The 20874-nt window shown below is 55.2% G+C and carries 26 protein-coding genes; 20 read left to right on the forward strand and 6 right to left on the reverse strand.

Annotated elements, in window-relative coordinates; translation table 11 throughout:
* Positions 1-196: 196 nt before the first annotated feature.
* The 4 genes from BSZ31_RS03260 to BSZ31_RS03275 are packed head-to-tail and all read right to left on the reverse strand — an operon-like array spanning position 197 to position 2543.
* Positions 197-1210 (reverse strand): NAD(P)H-dependent glycerol-3-phosphate dehydrogenase, encoded by a 1014-nt coding sequence (locus tag BSZ31_RS03260; RefSeq protein WP_168426827.1) that lies wholly within the window; start codon positions 1208-1210, stop codon positions 197-199.
* Between the two features lie 12 nt (positions 1211-1222).
* The gene (gene secB / locus BSZ31_RS03265) at positions 1223-1702 is read right to left on the reverse strand and encodes a protein-export chaperone SecB (RefSeq protein WP_008247524.1); all 480 of its coding nucleotides are present in this window, start codon (positions 1700-1702) and stop codon (positions 1223-1225) included.
* 42 nt (positions 1703-1744) lie between these two features.
* Positions 1745-2020 (reverse strand): glutaredoxin 3, encoded by a 276-nt coding sequence (gene grxC, locus BSZ31_RS03270; RefSeq protein WP_105027539.1) that lies wholly within the window; start codon positions 2018-2020, stop codon positions 1745-1747.
* A gap of 43 nt (positions 2021-2063) precedes the next feature.
* Positions 2064-2543: a rhodanese-like domain-containing protein gene (locus BSZ31_RS03275; protein WP_105027540.1), complete on the reverse strand. Its 480-nt coding sequence runs from the start codon at positions 2541-2543 to the stop codon at positions 2064-2066.
* Between the two features lie 105 nt (positions 2544-2648).
* Between BSZ31_RS03275 and gpmA the strand changes: the two genes are divergently transcribed.
* From gpmA to BSZ31_RS03295, 4 genes are read left to right on the forward strand one after another with little or no spacing between them, the layout of a single operon-like run.
* On the forward strand, positions 2649-3395 hold the full coding sequence (gpmA, locus tag BSZ31_RS03280; protein WP_105027541.1) for a 2,3-diphosphoglycerate-dependent phosphoglycerate mutase: 747 nt from the start codon (positions 2649-2651) through the stop codon (positions 3393-3395).
* 6 nt (positions 3396-3401) lie between these two features.
* On the forward strand, positions 3402-4703 hold the full coding sequence (locus BSZ31_RS03285) for a murein hydrolase activator EnvC (protein ID WP_146106572.1): 1302 nt from the start codon (positions 3402-3404) through the stop codon (positions 4701-4703).
* A gap of 2 nt (positions 4704-4705) precedes the next feature.
* The gene (locus BSZ31_RS03290) at positions 4706-6094 is read left to right on the forward strand and encodes a S41 family peptidase (RefSeq protein WP_369907281.1); all 1389 of its coding nucleotides are present in this window, start codon (positions 4706-4708) and stop codon (positions 6092-6094) included.
* Between the two features lie 38 nt (positions 6095-6132).
* Positions 6133-6879: a molybdopterin-synthase adenylyltransferase MoeB gene (locus BSZ31_RS03295; protein WP_105029716.1), complete on the forward strand. Its 747-nt coding sequence runs from the start codon at positions 6133-6135 to the stop codon at positions 6877-6879.
* Here the strand turns inward: BSZ31_RS03295 and BSZ31_RS03300 are convergent.
* Complete coding sequence (locus BSZ31_RS03300; RefSeq protein WP_105027544.1) at positions 6876-7568, reverse strand: HAD family hydrolase; 693 nt, start codon at positions 7566-7568, stop codon at positions 6876-6878. The genes BSZ31_RS03295 and BSZ31_RS03300 overlap by 4 nt on opposite strands.
* Positions 7569-7573: 5 nt before the next feature.
* On the opposite strand from BSZ31_RS03300, the gene BSZ31_RS03305 reads away from it, so the two are divergent.
* From BSZ31_RS03305 to BSZ31_RS03315, 3 genes are read left to right on the forward strand one after another with little or no spacing between them, the layout of a single operon-like run.
* Positions 7574-8044: a D-Ala-D-Ala carboxypeptidase family metallohydrolase gene (locus BSZ31_RS03305; protein ID WP_105027545.1), complete on the forward strand. Its 471-nt coding sequence runs from the start codon at positions 7574-7576 to the stop codon at positions 8042-8044.
* Between the two features lie 17 nt (positions 8045-8061).
* A complete protein-coding gene (locus BSZ31_RS03310) occupies positions 8062-8400 on the forward strand; it encodes a hypothetical protein (protein WP_146106573.1) in 339 nt (112 codons plus the stop codon).
* On the forward strand, positions 8339-8812 hold the full coding sequence (locus BSZ31_RS03315; RefSeq protein WP_105027547.1) for a DUF3108 domain-containing protein: 474 nt from the start codon (positions 8339-8341) through the stop codon (positions 8810-8812). Before BSZ31_RS03310 ends, BSZ31_RS03315 begins: the two co-directional genes overlap by 62 nt.
* Here the strand turns inward: BSZ31_RS03315 and BSZ31_RS03320 are convergent.
* Positions 8809-9294, reverse strand: a complete 486-nt coding sequence (locus tag BSZ31_RS03320; protein WP_105027548.1) for a type II secretion system protein N — start codon at positions 9292-9294, stop codon at positions 8809-8811. The genes BSZ31_RS03315 and BSZ31_RS03320 overlap by 4 nt on opposite strands.
* 329 nt (positions 9295-9623) lie before the next feature.
* Between BSZ31_RS03320 and gspG the strand changes: the two genes are divergently transcribed.
* From gspG to BSZ31_RS03385, 13 genes are read left to right on the forward strand one after another with little or no spacing between them, the layout of a single operon-like run.
* Positions 9624-10073: a type II secretion system major pseudopilin GspG gene (gspG, locus tag BSZ31_RS03325; protein ID WP_105027549.1), complete on the forward strand. Its 450-nt coding sequence runs from the start codon at positions 9624-9626 to the stop codon at positions 10071-10073.
* Complete coding sequence (locus BSZ31_RS03330; RefSeq protein WP_105027550.1) at positions 10045-10557, forward strand: prepilin-type N-terminal cleavage/methylation domain-containing protein; 513 nt, start codon at positions 10045-10047, stop codon at positions 10555-10557. The genes gspG and BSZ31_RS03330 overlap by 29 nt, the downstream gene beginning before the upstream one ends.
* Positions 10554-10928 (forward strand): type II secretion system minor pseudopilin GspI, encoded by a 375-nt coding sequence (gspI, locus tag BSZ31_RS03335; RefSeq protein ID WP_105027551.1) that lies wholly within the window; start codon positions 10554-10556, stop codon positions 10926-10928. Before BSZ31_RS03330 ends, gspI begins: the two co-directional genes overlap by 4 nt.
* Positions 10925-11623 carry a type II secretion system protein J gene (locus tag BSZ31_RS03340; protein ID WP_105027552.1) on the forward strand — a complete coding sequence of 233 codons (699 nt, stop codon included), beginning with the start codon at positions 10925-10927 and terminating at the stop codon, positions 11621-11623. Before gspI ends, BSZ31_RS03340 begins: the two co-directional genes overlap by 4 nt.
* Positions 11623-12573 (forward strand): type II secretion system minor pseudopilin GspK, encoded by a 951-nt coding sequence (gene gspK, locus BSZ31_RS03345; RefSeq protein WP_105027553.1) that lies wholly within the window; start codon positions 11623-11625, stop codon positions 12571-12573. Before BSZ31_RS03340 ends, gspK begins: the two co-directional genes overlap by 1 nt.
* Positions 12574-12990, forward strand: a complete 417-nt coding sequence (locus tag BSZ31_RS03350; protein WP_146106575.1) for a hypothetical protein — start codon at positions 12574-12576, stop codon at positions 12988-12990. It abuts the gene before it with no gap.
* Positions 12933-13826 (forward strand): hypothetical protein, encoded by an 894-nt coding sequence (locus BSZ31_RS03355; RefSeq protein ID WP_146106576.1) that lies wholly within the window; start codon positions 12933-12935, stop codon positions 13824-13826. The genes BSZ31_RS03350 and BSZ31_RS03355 overlap by 58 nt, the downstream gene beginning before the upstream one ends.
* Entirely contained in the window at positions 13823-14350 is a 528-nt protein-coding gene (gene gspM, locus BSZ31_RS03360) for a type II secretion system protein GspM (protein WP_105027556.1), read from the forward strand. The genes BSZ31_RS03355 and gspM overlap by 4 nt, the downstream gene beginning before the upstream one ends.
* Positions 14347-15078 (forward strand): type II secretion system protein N, encoded by a 732-nt coding sequence (gene gspN / locus BSZ31_RS03365; RefSeq protein WP_105027557.1) that lies wholly within the window; start codon positions 14347-14349, stop codon positions 15076-15078. Before gspM ends, gspN begins: the two co-directional genes overlap by 4 nt.
* 26 nt (positions 15079-15104) lie before the next feature.
* Positions 15105-17471: a type II secretion system secretin GspD gene (gene gspD / locus BSZ31_RS03370; RefSeq protein ID WP_240605757.1), complete on the forward strand. Its 2367-nt coding sequence runs from the start codon at positions 15105-15107 to the stop codon at positions 17469-17471.
* Positions 17471-18931 carry a type II secretion system ATPase GspE gene (gene gspE, locus BSZ31_RS03375; protein WP_168426828.1) on the forward strand — a complete coding sequence of 487 codons (1461 nt, stop codon included), beginning with the start codon at positions 17471-17473 and terminating at the stop codon, positions 18929-18931. The genes gspD and gspE overlap by 1 nt, the downstream gene beginning before the upstream one ends.
* An 18-nt stretch (positions 18932-18949) precedes the next feature.
* Positions 18950-20164, forward strand: a complete 1215-nt coding sequence (gspF, locus tag BSZ31_RS03380) for a type II secretion system inner membrane protein GspF (protein WP_105027560.1) — start codon at positions 18950-18952, stop codon at positions 20162-20164.
* Positions 20161-20874 (forward strand): response regulator transcription factor, encoded by a 714-nt coding sequence (locus tag BSZ31_RS03385; protein ID WP_105027561.1) that lies wholly within the window; start codon positions 20161-20163, stop codon positions 20872-20874. Before gspF ends, BSZ31_RS03385 begins: the two co-directional genes overlap by 4 nt.

A 20874-nucleotide genomic window follows, 5' to 3' on the forward strand; every position in this document is an offset into this window, starting at 1 on the left:
CAAACGATCGCGCCATGGCGCGAAAGCCAAGACCCGACCGTTACTTTTGGAGGGCTTGGCTTAGTGCAGGCTCAAGACGACAAGCCGAAATGCCAAGTTTTCGGGCAGCGGTGACCCTGCAAGCTCAGCACTCAACAAACCAACCAGCCCCGTGCAGCACAAGCAACCACGCCGAGTGGACAACAAACAGCAACGATCATTCAGCGTCTTCAGACCTGGCTTCGCGCGACAGCAGGCGCATCACGCCTTCTCCGGGGCTCAAACCCTCGAATAGCACAGAATTTACCGCTGCCGTAATCGGCATATCAACCCCCAATTCCGCGGCAAGCTGCTTGACCACCGGCGCACATTTCACACCTTCAGCGACCTGACCCAATTCTTTGAGAATGGTGTCCAGTGACTTGCCCTGAGCCAACATCAAGCCCACGCGCCGGTTGCGAGACAAATCGCCAGTGCAGGTGAGTATAAGGTCACCAAAACCGGAAAGCCCATTCAGGGTTTCCGCCTGGGCACCCAAGGCCACGGCCAAGCGCTTGATTTCGGCCATGCCGCGGGTGATCAGCGCTGCACGGGCATTCAGGCCCAATTGCATGCCATCGCAAATGCCAGTAGCCACCGCCATGATGTTTTTAACCGCGCCACCCACTTCAGCGCCCACCAGGTCGTCAAGCTCGTAAACACGCAAGGCAGCATGGTGCGCAGCACGCACCATGGCTTGGCGGGTGGGCTCGTCCGCGCTGGCAGCAGTGAGTGCGCAGGGCAAGCCACGCGCCACTTCGGCTGCAAATGAAGGGCCGGTGAGCGCACCGCCATAGTGCCTGCCCAACACCTCCTCAACCACTTGATGCGGCATTTGGCCAGTGCCCACTTCAAAGCCCTTGCACAACCACACCAGCGCAGGCCATTGGTCCATGGGCGCAATTTCAAGCAATTGCAACAGTGTTTGGCGCAACGCGCCCATGGGCGTGCCCAGCACCCAGAGTGCGTCGGGTTGGCCAAGCGCGTGCCGGGCTGCGGCCGAAAAATCAGCCTGTACTTTCAGTGTGGGAGAAAGCTTGATACCCGCGAGGTAACGCGGGTTTTCGCGCTGGCTGGCAATGGATTGCAGCACAGCAGTATCGCGCCCCCACAACACCACATCATGCACATAGGACATGTGGGCAGCCACTGCGGTGCCCCACGCCCCTGCACCGAACACGGTGATGTTCACGCGCGCCGCCAATTACGCTGTGGTAATGATGCCGGAACCGTTTTGCTTGGCGGCCTGCTCTTGGGCTGCTGCCAAACGCTGCTGGTAAAACTGTTCGAAGTTGATGTCGGACAAATGCACAGGTGGAAAGCCGGTGCGGGTAATGAGGTCGGCTACATTGGCGCGCAAATAGGGGTAGATCATGTTGGGACACAAAATGCCCAACAGAGGATCGAACTGCTCTTCAGGCACATTTGAAATTTCGAAAATACCGGCCTGCTTGCACTCCACCAGAAAAGCCACTTTCTCGTCGATTTTGGCGGTCACCGTTACTGTCACTTCAGACTCGAAAATGTTTTCGGCCAAGCGTTGTGCGCCCACATCCACAGCCACTTCAATTTTGGGCGGGTTTTTCTCGAGGAAAATTTGCGGTGCGTTGGGCAGTTCCAAAGAAGCGTCTTTGATGTAGACGCGTTGCATTTGAAACACTGCTTCTGAATTCTGTTCGGCCATTTGCTGGCTCCTATGGATTGAATAAATAAGGTTTGAATGAAATTAGCCGGGCTGCCCCAACAATGGCAAAAGCTTACCAGCACGGTCGAGGTCGAACAGGTCATCACAGCCGCCCACATGTGTGCTGCCGATATAAATTTGCGGCACGGTTCGGCGGCCGGTTTCGGCCATCATTTTTTCTTTCTGGGATGGGTCGAGATCAACCCGGATTTTCTCGATATTCTGCACACCGCGCTCGTTCAACAAGCGTTCAGCACGAACGCAAAAAGGGCACACCGCGCTGGTGTACATGCGAACAGGGGCTTGAACATTGCTCATGTGAATTCCTTGACTACTGAGTTTGCTGCAACTGGGTTTGCTTTTACTTGGCAACCTGCTTGGTGGCCTTGGGTGTTTTGGTTTTGGGCGCAGCATCTGCGGCGTCTTGAACCTTTTTAACCGGCAAGCCTGCTTCTTTCCAGGCATTCAGGCCACCGTCGAGAACAAACACGTCGGTGTAACCTGCCGCTTTCAACACGGTGGCGGCTGCGCCAGAACGTGCGCCGGTTTGACACAACACAATCAAGGGAGTTTCCTTGGTTTTTGCCAGGGTGCCCGCCTTTTCTTTCAGGTCTTTGATGGCCATGCGCCTGGAGTTGGGCACAACGCCCGAGTTGTTGACGAAGTCATCGTCTCGAATATCAACCAGGACCGCCTTCTTTTGATTAATTAAAAGTGTGGCTTGGGGCACGGTTACGCGAGTGCCACCACCTTTGGTCAACACTGGCCAAATCAACATGAGGCCAGAACCAAAGGCCAAGGCGATAAGCCAACTGTTTTGAATCAGAAATTCCTGCGACATAAATCCTGCAATGAGTGGGTCTTGATGGATTGGTCATTATATCCCCTTGAATCGAGGCTAAAATGGAGGTTTGCCTAATTAGACAGCAACTTAAAGGCCACAAACATGTACAAACTCGTATTGATGCGCCATGGCGAAAGCCAATGGAACCTTGAAAACCGCTTTACCGGTTGGGCCGATGTGGACCTGACAGACAAAGGCCGAGAGGAAGCCCGCAAGGCAGGCGACCTGCTGAAAGCCGAGGGCTATAGCTTTGACGTGGCCTACACGTCTGTTTTGAAACGTGCCATTCGCACTTTATGGATTGCCCTGGATCAAATGGACCAGATGTGGCTGCCCGTGGTGCATGCCTGGCGCCTGAACGAGCGCCATTATGGCGACTTGCAAGGCCTGAACAAATCTGAAACTGCTGCCAAGTTTGGCGAAGAACAAGTGTTGATTTGGCGACGTGCCTACGCCATTGCACCCAACCCTCTGAAAGTGGATGACCCCCGGTTTGCCGGCAATGACCCCCGCTATGCCAGGCTGAAACCCGAGGAAATTCCACTGACGGAGTGCCTGAAAGACACCGTTGACCGCGTAATTCCGTTGTGGAAAGACGGCATTGCCCCAGCCATTAAAGCTGGCAAGAAGGTGTTGATTGCGGCGCACGGCAATTCATTGCGTGCGCTGATCAAGTACCTGGACAACCTGAGCGAGGAAGACATCTTGCAGGTGAACATTCCAACCGCACGCCCCTTGGTGTACGAGCTGGACGAAAACCTGAAGCCTATTCGCAGTTACTACCTTGGCAACCAGGCCGAAATTGAAGCGGCCATGGCTGCCGTGAAAAACCAGGGAAAGGCCAAGTAAATACAGGTGCGTAACTATTCAAGGTTGATTTGTTCTACCCGTGGGGGGCTTGGCCTTGTGTTGGCCATGCTCGCCCTGAATGCCAGCGAGCCCGCCTGGGCGCAAAGCAATGTGCGCGACCCGGCAGGTGTGAAGCAGGAACGCGACGAAGTGCGCCGAAAACTGGATGCATTGAAAAAACAAATCAATGAAACCAGCGGTGAGAAAAAACAGGCCGCCAAAGCGCTTGGCCTGCTTGAGCAACGGCTTGAAAAAACCCAGACCCGCCTGAAAGCCCTTGACCAGGATCGGGATGCGCTGGAAACAGACATCCGAAGGTTGAGCCAGGAAGAAGCCCAACTTCAAAAAGACCTGGAGAGCACTCAGTCACGCCTGGCCGAGGTGATGCGCAACCAGTATCGTCGGGTAGAAGTAAACCCGACACAGGCTTGGTTGGCGGGCAAATCGGCCAGCGAAGCTGCGCGCGAAAGCTATTGGTATGAGCGAATTTCTGCGGCTGAACGCGACCTGGCGGCGCAGCAAGCAGCGCAAGCGCGTGAACTCGAGTCCATTCGATTGGGGCTTGAGAAAAAGCAGGAGCGACTTGAAAGCACGATTGCGGATCAAAACAAGAGCCAGCGGGAATTGGTGGCTCAGCGCGAGGAGCGCAACCAGTTGATCGCTGACTTGAACTCGAAGCTGAAGAACCAGGAGCTTGAGCGCAAGCGCCTGCAACGTGATGAAGCACGGTTGAGCAATGTAATCACCGAATTGACCCGCGCCATTGAAGAGGCAAAACGCAAACAGGCATTGGCCGCGCAGCAGCAAAAACAACAGGCTCAGTCTGGCACTTCACCCAAATCAACAGGGAAGACTCCCAGCAAACCGGATTACTCCCCCCCTCCCCCCATGCCCAGTACGGGTGAGTTTGCAAAACTGAAAGGTCGGCTGGTACTGCCAGTGCAAGGCACGGTGGCAGGCCAGTTTGGGCAAACGCGATCAAAAGACGGGCAAGGCCCCTCCTGGAAGGGGATTTTTATTGCCACCGAGGCGGGGCAAGCGGTTCGGGCGGTTGCGACGGGGCGCGTGGTGTTTTCGGAATGGCTGCGCGGATTCGGCGAAATTGTGATCATTGACCATGGCGACCAGTTTTTGAGCGTATATGGCAACAATGGTAAATTAATGAAAAGATCAGGGGATTCCGTGAAAGCGGGTGACACCATTGCCGAAACTGGCAACAGCAGTGGTAATCTTGATACAGGTTTATACTTTGAACTAAGGCATCAGGGACAACCCTTCGATCCTATTTCGTGGACCAAAGGTCGGTAGGAATTATGCGTCAAAAATTGCGACAAATCAGTTTGGTATCAGTCGGTGTAGTGGCCGGCGTGTTGGTCAGCGTGGGTATTAGCGCGGTGGCCCAACGGCAGCAGCCCGAGGCCTTGCCATTGAGTGAGCTGCGTCAGTTCACTGAGGTATTTGGCGCAATCAAGAGTTTTTACGTGGAACCCGTGGGCGATGACAAGTTGTTCAACGGTGCCATCAGCGGCATGGTGGCCAACCTAGACCCCCACTCCAGCTACCTGGATGCAGAAGCGTTCAAAGAACTGCGCGTGGGCACGCAAGGTGAATTTGGCGGCCTGGGCATTGAAGTAGGTACTGAGGACGGCTTTGTCAAGGTGATTTCGCCAATTGAAGACACCCCCGCCGCGAAAGCTGGCGTGAAAGCGGGTGACCTGATTGTGAAAATCGATGACAAGCCTACCAAAGGCATGAGTTTGTCCGATGCGGTTAATTTGATGCGTGGCAAACCAAAAACCGAGATTCGCCTGACCTTGCTGCGCAAGGACGTGGAAAAGCCAATCGAGGTCAAAATTATTCGCGATGTAATTCGGGTGCAAAGCGTGAAATCAAAGATGCTGGACGATGGCATTGGTTACGTGCGCATTACGCAGTTTCAAGAACACACCGGTGAGTACCTGGTAAAGGCCATCAACACCCTGCAGGCCAAAACACCGATGAAAGGCTTGGTGCTGGATTTGCGCAACGATCCGGGTGGCTTGCTGAATGCTGCAGTAGGCGTTAGCGCCGCCTTTTTGCCCCAAAACACCTTGGTGGTATCTACCGATGGACGTACCGAAGACTCCCAGCGCAAGCTGGTGGCAGGCCCTGAAGATTACCTGCGCGGCCGCGAGAAAGACTACCTGAAAGAATTGAGCCCGATTGCGAAAACCGTGCCCATGATTGTCGTGGTGAACGGCGGCTCGGCCTCTGCGTCGGAAATTGTGGCAGGTGCACTGCAAGACCATGGCCGCGCCAAGGTGTTGGGTACACAAACCTTCGGCAAGGGTTCGGTACAAACCATATTGCCTTTGAACAACAACACGGCAATCAAGCTGACCACTGCGCGTTATTACACGCCAAATGGCCGCAGCATTCAGGCCAAGGGCATCGAACCCGATTTCCTCGTGACCGAGACACCCGAAGGCGACATTGTTGAGCGCGTTCGCGAAGCAGACCTGACACGACACCTGAGCAATGAGAAGGGCGAGGAAACACCGAGCTCCAAGAATTCGGACAGCAACAAAAACGCCGACATGAAGCCGATTGTGTTCGGCGAAAAAGACGATTATCAGTTGCAGCAGGCCCTGAATTACCTGAAAGGCAAGCCCGTGGTGCAAAACCGCAAAGCTGCACAAACGGCCAAGTCAGCCAAGTAAGCCGCCCTGAAAACGGCTTGAACGTGGAACTGCGAGACTTGAATGACGAGGAGTTACTTCGGTACTCCCGTCACATTCTTCTGGATGAAATCGGTATTGAGGGCCAATCGCGCATTGCCAGTGCCAAAGTGCTGGTGGTGGGTGCAGGTGGCCTGGGTTGCCCCAGTGCGCTGTACCTGGCCAGTGCGGGCGTGGGCACCATTTATATCGCAGACGACGATGAAGTCGACCTCACCAACCTGCAACGCCAGGTGTTGCACACCACCGCGCGCGTGGGCATGGCCAAGGTTGAATCAGCCAAAACCCACTTGAATGAACTGAACCCGTGCAGCACGGTTGTGCCCATTGCGCACCGTCTTGAAGGCGAAGAACTGGAGCAGTTGGTTGCGCAAGTGGATGTGGTGCTGGACTGCTGCGACAACTTCAAAACCCGCCATGCCGTGAACCGTGCCTGCGTGAAGTTCGGCAAGCCACTGGTTTCTGGCGCGGCCATTCGGTTGGACGGCCAGTTGGCCGTGTTCGAACTGAATAATCCGCAAGCGCCCTGCTACCACTGCCTGTTCCCGGAAGGGGACGATGTATCAGAAGTGCGTTGCGCCACCATGGGCGTGTTTGCGCCGCTGACAGGCGTGATTGGCACGCTGCAAGCCAGCGAGGCGCTGAAAATTTTGGCTGGCTTTGGACAACCCATGTACAGCACCCTGCAAATTTACGATTCGCGCAGTTGCGAATTCACGAAAATGAAAATTCGCAAAGACCCCAAGTGCACCGTGTGTAATGCCTAAAATTTTGCGGTGCGTATGGCTTCAAACTGCCGAATGCGGTGTTTAACTTTGCCGGTGAGTTGCCGGGGCTTGAACCCCAACCCCGGGAAGGTGATCCAGCTGGTTTGAATGCCATGCCTGGCGGCCTGCTCAAGGTGCCCGAGAGTGTCGTCGACCAGCAAAGCCCGCTTGCCTTTCAACTTGCTCTTCAGATTGGGCCACAGAATGTTGGCTGGCTTGGGTCGCCAGATTTGGTGAACCACCATGTCTTCAATCGCAATGACGGCGTGCAAGTGCCGGTACAAACCCATTTCCTTGCACAGTTCCACGGCGTAAGCGCGGGGCGCATTGGTCAGCATAATGCGCAGCCCTGGCAATTTGCCCAGGCGGTGGGGCACGCTACCATGGCGAGAACTCAATTTTTTCAAGCCCTCGAAACGATGGGTACTGGCCAAAAAGTGGTGCGGGTTGGTTTGATGATGGCGCATCATGCCCAATAAAGTTGCACCATAGCGAAGCCAGTATTGGGTACGCAACTCGCTGGCCTGCTGGGGGTCCAACGCCAGGTGTTCAGCCAGATAGCGTGTCATTTGTCGGTTGATCTCGGGCAGAATGTGGGTGGATGCATGGTGCAGGGTGTTGTCAAGATCAAGCAAATACACTTTGCCGGACAAGCCCGCATGGGGACGACGAATATAACGAATGCGCAAAACGAATGGACCTGAAGTTGAGTTTTCATCCCGAATTTTGTCAGGATACCTTGTGTCATTCTGACACCGCACTGCGGTGCGGTCTAGACAACAGTTGCCCGCCAGAGCTGCTTGAAAACCTCAGCAGGCTTTCTGCTTTGCTGGGTGATATTCAAAGGTCCCTGAATATTCGCAGTGGTGCGTTAAAGATTAACAGTGGTTTCAGGGCACATGCCTTGAATGAGAAAGTGGGCGGTGTGCCCAACTCGCAGCACTGCATGGGGCTGGCGGCAGATTTGGTGTGCCCCGAATTCGGCAGCCCCTGCGATTTGGCATTGGCCATTGCACAATTGCCATGTGAATTTGATCAACTGATTCTGGAGTTTGGCAAATGGGTGCATGTGTCTGCTGCACCACCGGGCAAAATACCCCGGCGAGAGTGCCTCAGCATTTTCAACAAAGACGAAGGTTATCTGGAAGGTATTGTGAAGCGATGAATGTAAGCAAAAAAACAATGATCAAAATCAGCGCTGCTGCCCTGCTCAGCCTGAGCAGCGTGAGTAGCACTTGGGCAGCAGAGACCACTTGCAGAGGCATGGGCAAACAGGTCATTGATTCAGACCTGCGGTTCTCACTGACGCACAGTCAAATTCCGGGTGAACTGGCCATTAGTACACACAAAATGCGGGTGGCCGGTACGCAGTACAAACTTGAATCCACTTCACAGGCCAAAGGCTTTTTGGCTTTGTTGTACTCGGGCCAACTAACCCAGAAAAGTGAAGGGCTGGTGGATGCACAACTGCTTAACCCCCCTTTATTACGCCGAGCAACGTGGCAAAAAACCGGTGGCTGAAAGTATGCTGAACGCGGAAACGCAGCAGGTGCTGTTCAAGCGCAATGGTGAGTCTGCACCGTATGAAAAAGGGCTGCAGGACCGGATCAGCATGATTTACCAGATCGCAGCGCGTTTGCGCTGCAACGCCGACCTGAAAACGGGCGACACCTTGACCATGCGTGTCATGAGCACCGGGCGCGTGGCCAATGAGGTGTTTGTTCTGAAAAAAGCGCAAGACCTAACCTTGGACCTTGGCAAAGGCGAGCGCCGGGTGAGCACCCTGCTATTTGAAACCAAACCCGAAGATGCAGGCGATGAAGTTGTGCGCATTTGGTATGCCAAAGATTTGAACTGGCAGCCTGCAAAAATAGAAATTCAGGATGCCGACGGCAAAGCCCTGACCCAAACCCTGATTGGCACGGGCACTTAACTGCTGGCAGGAACGCGGCGCAGCAAATTGGGGTCAGCCTCAAGAATGGGCAGGTTGACCTGATGACGCTGCCCGCTGCGACGCATGACTGCAAAGGTAGGACCCACTTCTTCCAGTGTCCAGCCGTTAGCCACTTCATCACCCACACGCTTTGATTGTGCGGGCTGCCCTTCGATGGACATGACGGCAGCCCCCTTGCCTTCACTGTTGGCAAAAATGCCCAACAAATTCACAGAGGGCGGCGTGAGACCACCCGCAGTTTCAACGCCCATGAGCCGCGCTTCAGGCGACTGGTCGATTTGATAATTCGCCGAGGCCTGAGCAGGCATGGCGGGTGCAACCACAGGCGCGGGCGCGAACAACTTGATCAACACCCACACAGCCAGCCCCACTGTGCTCAACCACAACACCATTCTCAATCCCTGAACAAGTCTTGGTGACAAGCTGATCTGGGCAACGGGTTTTTTCAATGCAAGTTTCATGGGGCGAAGTGAAGTGACACACTGGAAAGCATCATAACCCGCAAGATGGGCCAGATTCAAAAAAAACCGGACAACCCGCGAGGGTGACCGGTTTTTAAGCCATGCTTCAAGGGTTGTCGGCAACCTGAGTTGCCCACACCCGAAGTATGCTCACGCAAGAACACCTAAGAAAGACCCTATTTACGTGACAAAGGTAAAGGTTTTACCGATTACCCGAAAGCAGAGGGATTTTGTGCGGCTTGCAACGGTGGTGCGGGCTGCTGTCAAATATTCATAAAATGGGTGTAACCTTCAGCAAGGATAATTCTGGATCTTTTCTACGGTTGTTTATGAAAAAACTAAATTCGCTTCAAGGCAAAAAACAAAACAAGGGTTTTACCCTGATTGAAATCATGGTGGTTGTAGTCATTCTTGGTATTCTCGCTACGCTGGTGGTGCCAAAAATCATGGGACGTCCCGACGAGGCCCGCGTGGTTGCGGCCAAGCAAGACATAGCTTCGGTGATGCAAGCACTGAACCTGTACCGCCTGGACAACAGCCGCTACCCGACCACCGAACAAGGGCTGCAAGCCCTGGTAACCCCCCCGACCACGGAACCCGTGCCACGCAATTACAAGCAAGGTGGTTATTTGTCGCGCCTGCCGGTTGACCCTTGGGGCAGCAACTATCAGTTTTTGAGCCCTGGCATTAATGGCGAAGTGGATGTAATGAGCTTTGGTGCAGATGGCAAAGCCGGTGGTGAGGGCGTGAATGCCGACATTGGTTCCTGGAGCCTCTAAGCAGGGGTTCACCCTGCTTGAATTGCTGGTGGTGATCGTCGTATTGTCGATCGCCGCCGGCCTTATTGTGGTGCGCGGCACACCCGGCGATTCCAATTACCTGGAATCAGACGCCAAAAAACTGTCGCAACTGCTGCGCATTGCCCAGCAGGAATCTCTGTTGAAATCCAAAGACATTCGCTTTGTAGCCGGTGATGAGGGCTACACCTTCGAAGAATTCACAGGCAGCCGCTGGGTACCAGTGACTACGGAACCCTTGCTGCGCCCCCGCCTTTGGGACAACGGCCCCTTCAAGGTGACCTTGATTAACGAGGGCCTTGAAAACAAGTTCCTGACCCTGGAAAGCAGGACTGGCCTGAAACGCCAGGCGATTGTGCTTCAACGCAACCGAGTGCAGGTGGTGCTGGAAAGCCAGGCCAGTGGTGTATTCAAGGTCAGCAAACCCAGCACCACAGTGCTGAACAGGGCCAGCCAAAGCCTATGAAGCAGCAGCGCGGTTTTACCCTGATTGAAGCGCTGGTGGCCATGACCATTATCGCGGTGGCCCTGATTGCCTGCCTGAAGGCAGCCGGCAACTTGAACATTCAGCAAGACGAGATGATCAAGCGGCAGTATGCGCAGTGGAGCGCAAAGAATGCCGCCAACTACATTCGGGTTTCCGGCGTGTTTCCGAGTGCGCAAACCGCGCAGCAATCCTGCCCACAGGGCAATTTCCGGTTTGTATGTCGGGTGGAAATTTCCAACACTCCCAACCCGAATTTCAGGCGGGTGGAAATTCAGGTGCTGGACGCCTTCGAGGGCGACCAAGGCAACCAGCTGGCTCGCTTGGTGATTTTCTTGAGCAGCGCGCCATGAATAAAAATGCCAAGGGTTTTACGCTGCTGGAAGTTCTGATTGCATTGGGCATTGTGTCGGTGATTTCGATTTTGTCCTGGCAGGGTTTGCAGGAAGTATTGCGTTCGGCCAACCGCGTTACAGAGGTGGACGAGCAGATTCAAACCGTAGCCGCTGTTTTTTCACAGTTCGAAAAAGACCTTGACGCGCTGGAGTTGACGCTGGACACGCCCACCCCGGAGAGCGATTTGATTGAAGTGACCGGCAATGGGCTGCTGATTCAGTTTACCCAGCGCAACACCAGCGAACCTGCCTACCGGGAGCGTGTGGAATGGGTGCTGGACGGCACCAATTTGCTTCGGATTGCACGCCGCCAGCCAAACCCGGAGCAACCCTCGATCAGCGACCCGATTGCCACCCGGGGCCTGCAAGTGCGCCTGTTGCGTGAACCCGGCGGGTGGAGCAGCCCTGTGACATTCGGCAACCATGTTGTTCAAGAACGCACAGACCTTGAATTGCAAGGACCTGCATTGCAGCTGAACAGCGGTACACCGGCACAGCGCCCGCCAGAAAGCGGCGAAGGTGAAACACCGGGCACACCGGAAACAACTGAAGGACAAGCGGTACGAAGCCTGGTGCGGGCGGTTGAAATCAGCTTGACCCAACCCAACAACCAGGTCGTGACGCAGGTGTTTTTAACTGGTGGGGTGTACTGATGAGATCAACGCGAATTCGACCACAACAAGGCGCGGCCGTGGTGATGGCATTGTTCATCGTGGTGCTGTGCACATTGGCAGTGAGCCCTTTGATCTGGAACCTGTTTGCCACTGCAAAAACCATTTCAGTTGCAGCAGCACGCGACCAGGCCGATGCGGTTAGCCGCAGCGGTGTGGATTGGGCCAGGGTTATTTTGCGCGAAGACGCAAGAGTGTCCACCACCGACACATTGACCGAACCTTGGGCAGTGCCCTTGGCTGAAAGCCGCATCAACGAAGGCTTGATGCGCAAGGAAGAAAATGCCACCGACAGTGATGATCGGGAAGTAGTATTGACCGGGCGAATTGAAGATGCACAAGGGCGATTCAACCTTCGCAACCTGGGTGCTGACAACCCCCGCCAACAGGTGTGGCTGGCAGGCTTTACCAAACTAAGTGACCTGCTGAGCGTGCCTGCAGACCAGCGAAACTTGTTGGTTCAAACCTTGAGCACCATGTTCATGCCCAAACTGGTCAACCCTGAAGAACAAGGCATTGATCCGAATGCCCCGCGCATTGAGCCCGCTTTGCGGTGGGAAGAGTTTCAGGGCAAATACGGCATTACTGAAGAAACCTGGAACCAGCTGCGGCCCTATGTGGCCATTTTGCCCAAAGCCAGTGCGGTGAATGCCAACACTGCATCTGCCGAGGTGCTTTACGCAGTAGTAGAGGAAATGAGCTTCAGCGATGCTCAGCGATTGCTGGCCCAACGTGAAAGGGTCACTTTCCGGAATGTGGCGGATATTCGGGCTGCACTGAATGCAAATGTGACCATAAACAATGATTTAATAACCGTGAGCAGCAATTACTTTCTCGTAGAAGGCACTGCGCAGGTAGAGGAGGCGTTGATTCGGACCCGGGCTTTGCTTGAGCGACGAGACCAGCGCGTGTATGTGATGTGGAGACAATAATTGAATAACAACCAACCCCTGTTGGTGATTTGGTGGCCCAAGGCCCTTGACCAAGCCCGTGCCGAAGAGGAGGGCCGCATGATCCGGCTGCGCTATGAGGTGCTGGCGCGAAGCGGTGACAAATTGCACGGTGGCGAAGAGGCCCTGAACAAACTACCCAAAGACCTGCCTTGCCTGGTGTTGGTGAACCCCACCGAAGTGGGGCTATTTGCTGTGGTGCCTCCCAAGTTGACTGGCAACAAACTGAAAGAGGCGCTGCCCTTTCTGGTTGAGCCTTACCTGTTGAACGAGCCCGAAGAAAACCACGTGAGCCTGTGGCCCAACCTGCCTAACCACTTGGTGGGGCAAAGCTGGCTGCCGTGCTGGGAAAAACACGTGCACGCAGCATTGTCAGCAGCTGCGCACAACAGGGCTTGAAGCTGGCAGGCCTAAGCTGCGAGACATTGCGGGAACGCACTGGCAACGAGGGCGCTGCATGGCTGAGCGGGCAAGACTTTATTTTGGTAGATGGCATTGATACGCCCTTGCTGACACCCACTGCCCAGGCAGCCGTGTTGAAAGTGATGCTGCAACGTCGATTGCAGCAAGCCGGTGCCCCCGTGATTGAATTGAACAACACAGACTACACCTGGTTGAGCAGCCAGGTGGACGGGGCCATGGGCGAGAATAAAATACGCGCCAATACACGTGCACCCATCGAGCCTTTGCCGAGGCTGTTGAACAAAAGCCTGCTGAACGCAGACGAACTTCGAAAGATGGGCATGCGCCCAATGGCCAACCAAGCTGGCTTGCGCAAGCTGCTTACCCCAGCCTTGGCCTTGATGGCCGTTGCGGTGCTGGGCCTGAATATACTGGCCTTTAAAATTGAAAGTGCCAATGCAGCCATTGAAACCCAAATTGCCGAGAGCTATGCCCAGGCCTTGCCCAACACGCCCATGGTGGCCGACCCCTTGTTATTGATTGAACGAGAAAAACGCAATCTGAACGCTGGGCTGGACACCAGCAATGCCCAGGGCGCAAGTGCCCTGCTTCACGAGGTGGGATTGGCCATGGAGCTGGCGCCCTTTAACAGCATGGTCGATTTTGCCTGGGCTGAGAACACACTGAGCGTGCGGTTCAATGCCAATATTTCTGAAGACCAGCAAGGCGCCGCCTTGCAAAAACTGAAAGCCCGAAGGCTGGATGCCAAGTGGCTGATCGGCGCGCAATCCAACTTGCCTGTGCTGCAAGTGAAGAAGGGAGCGGCGCGATGAAACCCAATGATTTGCTGAACAAAGCACAGGCCCAACTGGACCAGCTAAACAGCAGGGAACGAAAACTGGTGACGTATGGCGGCGCATTGGCAGCGGTGCTGATTGCCTGGTTTGTACTCATTGAACCTGCACTCCTGACCATACAACAAGGCCCCACCAACCAAGCCGCGCTGGTGGACAAGGCAGGCCAGGTGATGCGCGCTGCGCAAGACCTGGAAGCCCTGCGAGGTGCACGATCGCGCGTTGTAGTGCCTGAAAGCGATTTGCAGGCACGCCTGCAACAGCTGCTTGAAGAACAGGGCATAGCCGAGCAAGCCGCACTGGTGCGCACCGAGGAAGGCGACATTCGGGTGGAATTCGACAATGTCCCAGCCAGTGGTTTTCTGGCCTGGATGGCGCGTGCCGAGGCCATTTCCAGCATCACCTTGAACCAGGCAGAGGTTGAGAAAGTGCAAGCCGGTGTGTTGAAAGGTTACGTTACCTTGTTGCCAGCCAGCCAAGGAAACACAGGCGCCCCCCAATGAAACGTTTGCGTGGGTTGTGGCCGTTTGCCTTGATTGCCCTGGCTGTGCTGGTGTGGAACTACCCGGTGTATGCCGTATCGGGCAGCATTGAATCTGCAAGCGGCGGCAAGGTTCGGGTGTTGAGCAGCCATGGGTCGGTGTGGGCTGGGCAAATGCAGTTGGGCCTGTCCGATGGCGCGCGGGTGTACGCCATTCCAGAGGCTTTGGCCTGGCACCTTCGACTGGGTGGCGATGCAAGCTGGCTGGGAATTGAAATAACACACCCGAAATTCGTACAGCCTTTGCATCTGGGATTCACCGGCGCAGGTATTACTGTGAGTGGTGGCGAGCTTCGCATGCCCGCAGCCTGGCTGGGGGCAACAGGTGCGCCCTTCAATACCATTCGACCCGAGGGCCTGTTGCAGTTAAGCTGGCTTGAATGGCAAAGCGGCAAGAGCATAAATGCCACGCTGAAATGGCTGGATGCCCAATCGGCGCTGGCCAGTATTCGACCCTTGGGTGAATATGTCATCACCGTGACAGGAAATCCTGATACAAGATTAGACATGACACTAGCGACCAACAAAGGCCCCTTGATGCTGGAGGGAAGTGGTCAGTGGACGAACGGACAACGATTTGTATTCAATGGGTATGCCAGTGCACAAGAACGCAGCAAAGATGCGTTGACAGGCCTGCTCAGCCAGATGGGACGACTTGAAGGCGATCGCTATCGCTTGGGTGTATTTTGATGAAAGAAGCAAAAATAAAAGGAACAGTGAGCTTGAACACTGCACGCATGGGACAAATGAAACGCTCGTTTTTGAGCATTGCACTGGCTTCGATGGGCTTGGGACTGGGTGTTGCAGGCCATGCACAAAACCTGAACCTTCAAAGCACAGCGCGGGTGCAAAACAGTCAGGAAGACAAGTTTGCATTGAACTTTGTGAATGCAGACATTGACGCCGTGGTGCGCGCAATTGGTTCGTTCACCAATCAAACATTCGTTGTAGACCCCCGCGTGCGCGGTACGATTTCGCTGGTTTCGCCCCAACCATTGAGCGCGGCCGATGCCAAGAATGCCCTGCTGGCTGCCCTGCGCCTGCAAGGTTTCACGATTGTTGAAAGCGGCGGCATCGCCCGCGTTTTGCCTGAAAACGATGCCAAGGTGCAAGCCGACAGTGTAGACCCCCGCAAAGCCATGAGCCAAAGCGGCAATGCGATCGTGACCCAGGTGTTTCAGCTGAACTACGAATCGGCCACCGCGCTGGTGCCAGTGCTACGCCCTTTGATTGCGCCCAACAACACGATTGCCGCCTACCCCAACAACAACACCTTGGTGATCACTGATTACGCAGACAACCTGCAACGAATCGCCCGCATTATTGCCAGCATTGATGGCCCATATTCAGGCGACCTGGAAGTGGTGCCCCTTGAGCATGCCCTGGCAGTGGATTTGGCCGCCATTCTGGGCCGCATGCTGGATGAAGGCAACAGGGGTACGGGTGCCGCGGTGGATGCGGGTCAACGATTGTCTGTGATGGCCGACCCGCGCACCAACTCGCTGTTGCTGCGTACGCCGAGCAAAGCCCGACTGAATCTGGCGAAGGCCCTGATTGCAAAACTGGACCAACCCACCAAACAACCCGGCAATGTGTGGGTGGTGTACCTGAAAAATGCCGAGGCAGCCAAGCTGGCGAAAACGTTGCAGGCTGTGCTCAGCAGCAGCCCGATTTCCGACAACAACAGTTCTTCCGGGCTAAGTTCATTGTCTGGCGGCGGCATTGCTGGTGGATTGGGAGGTGACACCTCCAACACCAACAACAGCACACGCAACATTACCAACGGCAGCGCTGGCCTCGGTGGTTCCAGCAGCCTGGGGTCTTCGCTGGGTGGTGGCACCTCCAGCGGGCAATTGAGTGCCGCTTCGGGCAATGTGGACTTGAACAACGGCGGCATTGTGCAGGCCGACCCATCCACCAATTCGCTGATTATTACCGCACCCGAACCGATTTACCGCAACCTGCGCTCCATCATCGAAAAGCTGGATGTGCGCCGCGCACAGGTATTCGTAGAGTCATTGATTGTTGAAGTGTCTACCGACAAAGCTGCCGAGTTTGGCATTCAATTTCAGGGCTTGTCGGGCGTGGGCGCTGACGGTGTACGTGTCATTGGTGGCACCAACTTTAACGACCCAGGTTCTGGCAGCAATATTTTGGGTGCAGCCACCAACCTGGGCTCTGTGGGCCGCGGCCTGAACATTGGTGTGATTGACGGGCAAGTGAACATTCCCGGCATTGGTACCATTTCCAACCTCGGCTTTTTGGCCCGTGCGCTGGAAAGCAAGGCCAACGCCAACATTCTATCTACTCCAAACATTCTGACGCTGGACAATGAAGAAGCCAAAATCGTGATTGGCCAGAACGTGCCTTTCATTACCGGGCAATTCACCAACAGCGGTGGCAACGGTGCAACCGTTAACCCATTCCAGACCATTGAGCGACAGGATGTGGGCCTGACCCTGCGTGTAAAGCCGCAGGTGTCTGAGGGAGGCATCGTCAAGCTGGGTATTTTTCAGGAAGTCAGTTCGGTGGTGGACAGCACCAACGTGTCGGGCATTATCACCAACAAGCGATCCATTGAAAGCAATGTGCTGGTGGAAACCGGCAACATCATTGTGCTGGGTGGATTGGTTGAAGACCGGGTCACCGGCAACGAAGAAAAGGTACCAGGCTTGGGCGACGTGCCGTTTTTGGGGCAATTTTTCCGCTACGACAACCGCCGTCGCCAGAAAACCAACCTGATGGTATTTTTGCGGCCCGTGGTAGTGCGCAACGAGGACCAGGCTCAAAGCATTGTGACCAACCGTTACGACTACATGCGCCAGTTGCAACAGGAAAACCAGCCCGAGAGACGCTTTGGCTTGCCCAATATGGAGGCACCTGTGCTACCTAGCCGCCGCCCTGCTGATGTGGCGCGCCCCAACGCCGCAGCGCCAGCCCAAGCCAATGGTGATTCGATCAACCTGACGCCAAGCAACCGAATTCTGGTGATTCCCCGCGCCGGTGAAGGCAGCAGCAATTCGGAGGTAGGGCCCAATGGCGGCCGCATAATTCGTGGCCGAACTTCAGGAAATACACCCTGATGGAACTGCGCTTCAACCCACAAACAGTTGGCCGCCTGCACTACGGTTTTGCCCGGCAAAACCAGGTGCTGTGCCTGGATGCACAAAGTGAATTGTGGCGTTTGGCATTCAGCCCACGTACGCCCAGCCACGCGCTAATCGAGGCGCAACGCGTTGCGCCCTGCCCGATTGACTGGGTGTTTTGCGAAGACGCCGTGGTACTTGAAAAAACAATCAACCAGGCTTACTCAAACCAGGAAACCAGCGCGGCGGCTGTGGCCGATGAAGTGGCAGGCGACCTGGACCTGGACCAGTTGATGCAAGACATTCCAGCCGTGGAAGACCTGCTGGAAACCGAAGACGACGCACCGATTATTCGAATGATCAACGCCTTGCTGACGCAGGCCAGCCGCGATGGTGCATCAGATATTCACATTGAGGCGTTCGAGACCCACTCAGCGGTGCGATTCCGGGTGGATGGAACGTTACGCGATGTGTTGCAACCCCGCCGTGAATTGCACTCGGCCCTGATTTCACGCATCAAGATCATGGCCAGCCTGGATATTGCAGAAAAACGTTTGCCGCAAGACGGCCGCATTACCCTGCGCATTGGCGGCAAACCAATGGATGTGCGTGTTTCAACCTTGCCCACAGGCCACGGCGAACGTGCGGTGCTGCGTTTGCTGGACAAAGAAGCTGGCCGGCTTGAACTGAGCCGCTTGGGCATGCCCGAGCACACCCTGAAGGAAATGGACCGGCTGTGCAACATGCCACATGGCATTATCTTGGTAACGGGTCCAACGGGGTCGGGCAAAACCACCACGCTGTATGCTGCGTTGTCGCGCATTGATTCTTCCACTACGAATGTAATGACTGTGGAAGACCCGGTGGAATACGATTTGCCTGGCATTAGCCAGACACCAGTGAACGCGAAAATCGACATGACTTTTGCCAAGGCCTTGCGCGCCATTTTGCGCCAAGACCCAGACGTAATCATGATTGGTGAAATCCGCGACCTTGAAACCGCACAAATTGCCGTGCAGGCGTCACTGACGGGGCACTTGGTTTTGGCCACCCTGCACACCAACGATTCCGTGAGTGCTGTTACGCGCTTGGTCGACATGGGCGTTGAACCGTTTTTGTTGTCATCAAGCCTCTTGGGTGTATTGGCCCAACGCCTGGTACGCCGCCTTTGCCCACATTGCAAAACCAGCACACTGGATGAACAAGGTCACACCCTCTGGCATGCCAATGGCTGCGACCAGTGCGGCCACACAGGCTACATAGGCCGTACCGGTGTATACGAACTGTTTACGATTGACGATGAATTGCGCACCATGGTGCACAACGAAAACTCGGAAGCCGAAATGCGCCAGCGCGCGCAGGCCAAGGGCATGAAGAACATGCGGGAAGACGGCCAACGCTGGGTGACCAGTGGCACCACCACGCTGGAAGAACTGCTTCGAGTCACGAGAGACTAAACAAGAGACCAGGCAAACATGGCAGTTTTTCGATACGAGGCATTGAACGCCCAAGGCAAAACAGTGAAAGGCTCGATGGAGGCCGATTCCCCCCGAGCAGCACGCAACCAAATGCGCATGCAGGGCATGACCCCGATTGAAGTGCTGGAGGTGGGCAGCGCGAAAATGACCGGCAAGAAGGCTGGGCGCTTTGACCGGGAACTGAGCAACCGCGAAGTGGTGTTGTTGACACGGCAATTGGCCAGTCTGCTGCAAGCCCGCCTGGCACTGGCCCAAGCCCTGGCTGCGCTGGTTGAGCAGGCTGAGAAACCCTTGATTCGGGAGCGCATCAACAGTATTCGCTCAGAAGTTGTTTCAGGAACACCACTGAGCCAGGCGTTGGCGCAATATCCGAAAGCCTTTCCTGAAATGTACGTGGCCACGGTGGCCGCGGGTGAAAACACCGGTGATTTGGGCGGCGTATTGTCCAAACTGGCCGATGCGCTGGAAGCCCGTCAAGCCCTGCAGCAAAAGGTAAGCGCCGCATTCATTTACCCAGCCATTGTGACCGTGGTCGCATTGATGGTCGTGATCGGCTTGTTGACCTATGTGGTGCCACAGGTGGTGTCGGTGTTTGAAAGCAACAACCAGGCACTGCCCACACTCACGGTGGTGATGATTGCCTTGTCAGACCTGCTTCGCGACTGGGGATGGTTAATGGCATTGGCACTGGCGCTGGCGATTTACCTGTTTCGCAATGCGCTGAAAAACAAGGCCTTCAAACTGAAATTCGATGAATTCGTGTTGACCATTCCGGTGGTGGGCCCATTCATTCGCGCAGTGAACACTGCACGCTTGGCCTCGACACTCTCGATATTGGTGGGCAGTGGCGTTCCGATTTTGAAAGCCTTGGCCGCCGCAAACCGCACATTGGGCAACAGTGCCTTGCAACTGGCCATGGTCGATGTTCAGGAGCGCGTAAAAGAAGGCAGTGGCTTGAGCAAAGCCATGGGAAAAAGCGGTTTGTTTCCGCCGGTGTTGACCCACCTTGTGGCAAGCGGCGAAGCCACAGGGCAACTGGCTGCCATGTTGGAACGTGCCTCAGACAGCCAACGCACCGAGGTGGAACGCAAAGCGATGTGGCTCACCAGCTTGATGGAACCCATACTTATTTTGGTGATGGGCCTGATCGTGTTATTGATTGTACTGGCGGTGATGATGCCGATTATTGAAGTCAACCAACTGATCCAATGAACATACAAAGCAGAACAGAAGTTGGGCAAAACACCATCCGCGTGATGCTGGTGGATGACGATGACCGCATTCAGCAAGCGCTGCGCCTGGCCATTGAAACCCACCCTGAACTGAACCTGGTTGGGCAGGCCTACACATTGAAAGAAGCCATGGCTGTGGTTGAAGAACTGCAACCCGAAGTGGTGCTGGTCGATTTGGGCCTGCCCGATGGCAGTGGGCTGGAGTTGATTGCCCACATTCATCAGCACATGCCCGGTTGCGAGAGCATGGTGCTAACCGTGTTCGGTGATGAATCACATGTAATCTCAAGCATCGAAGCAGGGGCCACGGGCTACCTCACGAAAGACACGCGCACTGCCGACATTCTTGATCGATTGAAACAACTGCGCGCTGGTGGCTCCCCAATAAGCCCTGTGATTGCCCGGCGATTGCTGAACCGGTTTCGCGGGGTGCCCACACCCGATCAACTCCCCACCAGCAAAACATCGGCGAACCAGGAATTCACACCCTTGTCGGAACGGGAGCAACAGGTGCTGGAAATGGTGGCCAAGGGATTTATGCAAGCTGAAATTGCCGATATTCTCGGCGTGTCCATCAACACCATCAGCACCTACATCAAACGGATTTACAAAAAACTTGCAGTGAATTCCCGCACCAGCGCAGTTCACCGCGCCAATGCCTTGGGATTGATCAATTTAAAAGACTGCTAA

Origin of the sequence: Limnobacter sp. SAORIC-690, assembly GCF_002954425.1 — a bacterium.
GTDB lineage: Bacteria > Pseudomonadota > Gammaproteobacteria > Burkholderiales > Burkholderiaceae_B > Limnobacter > Limnobacter profundi.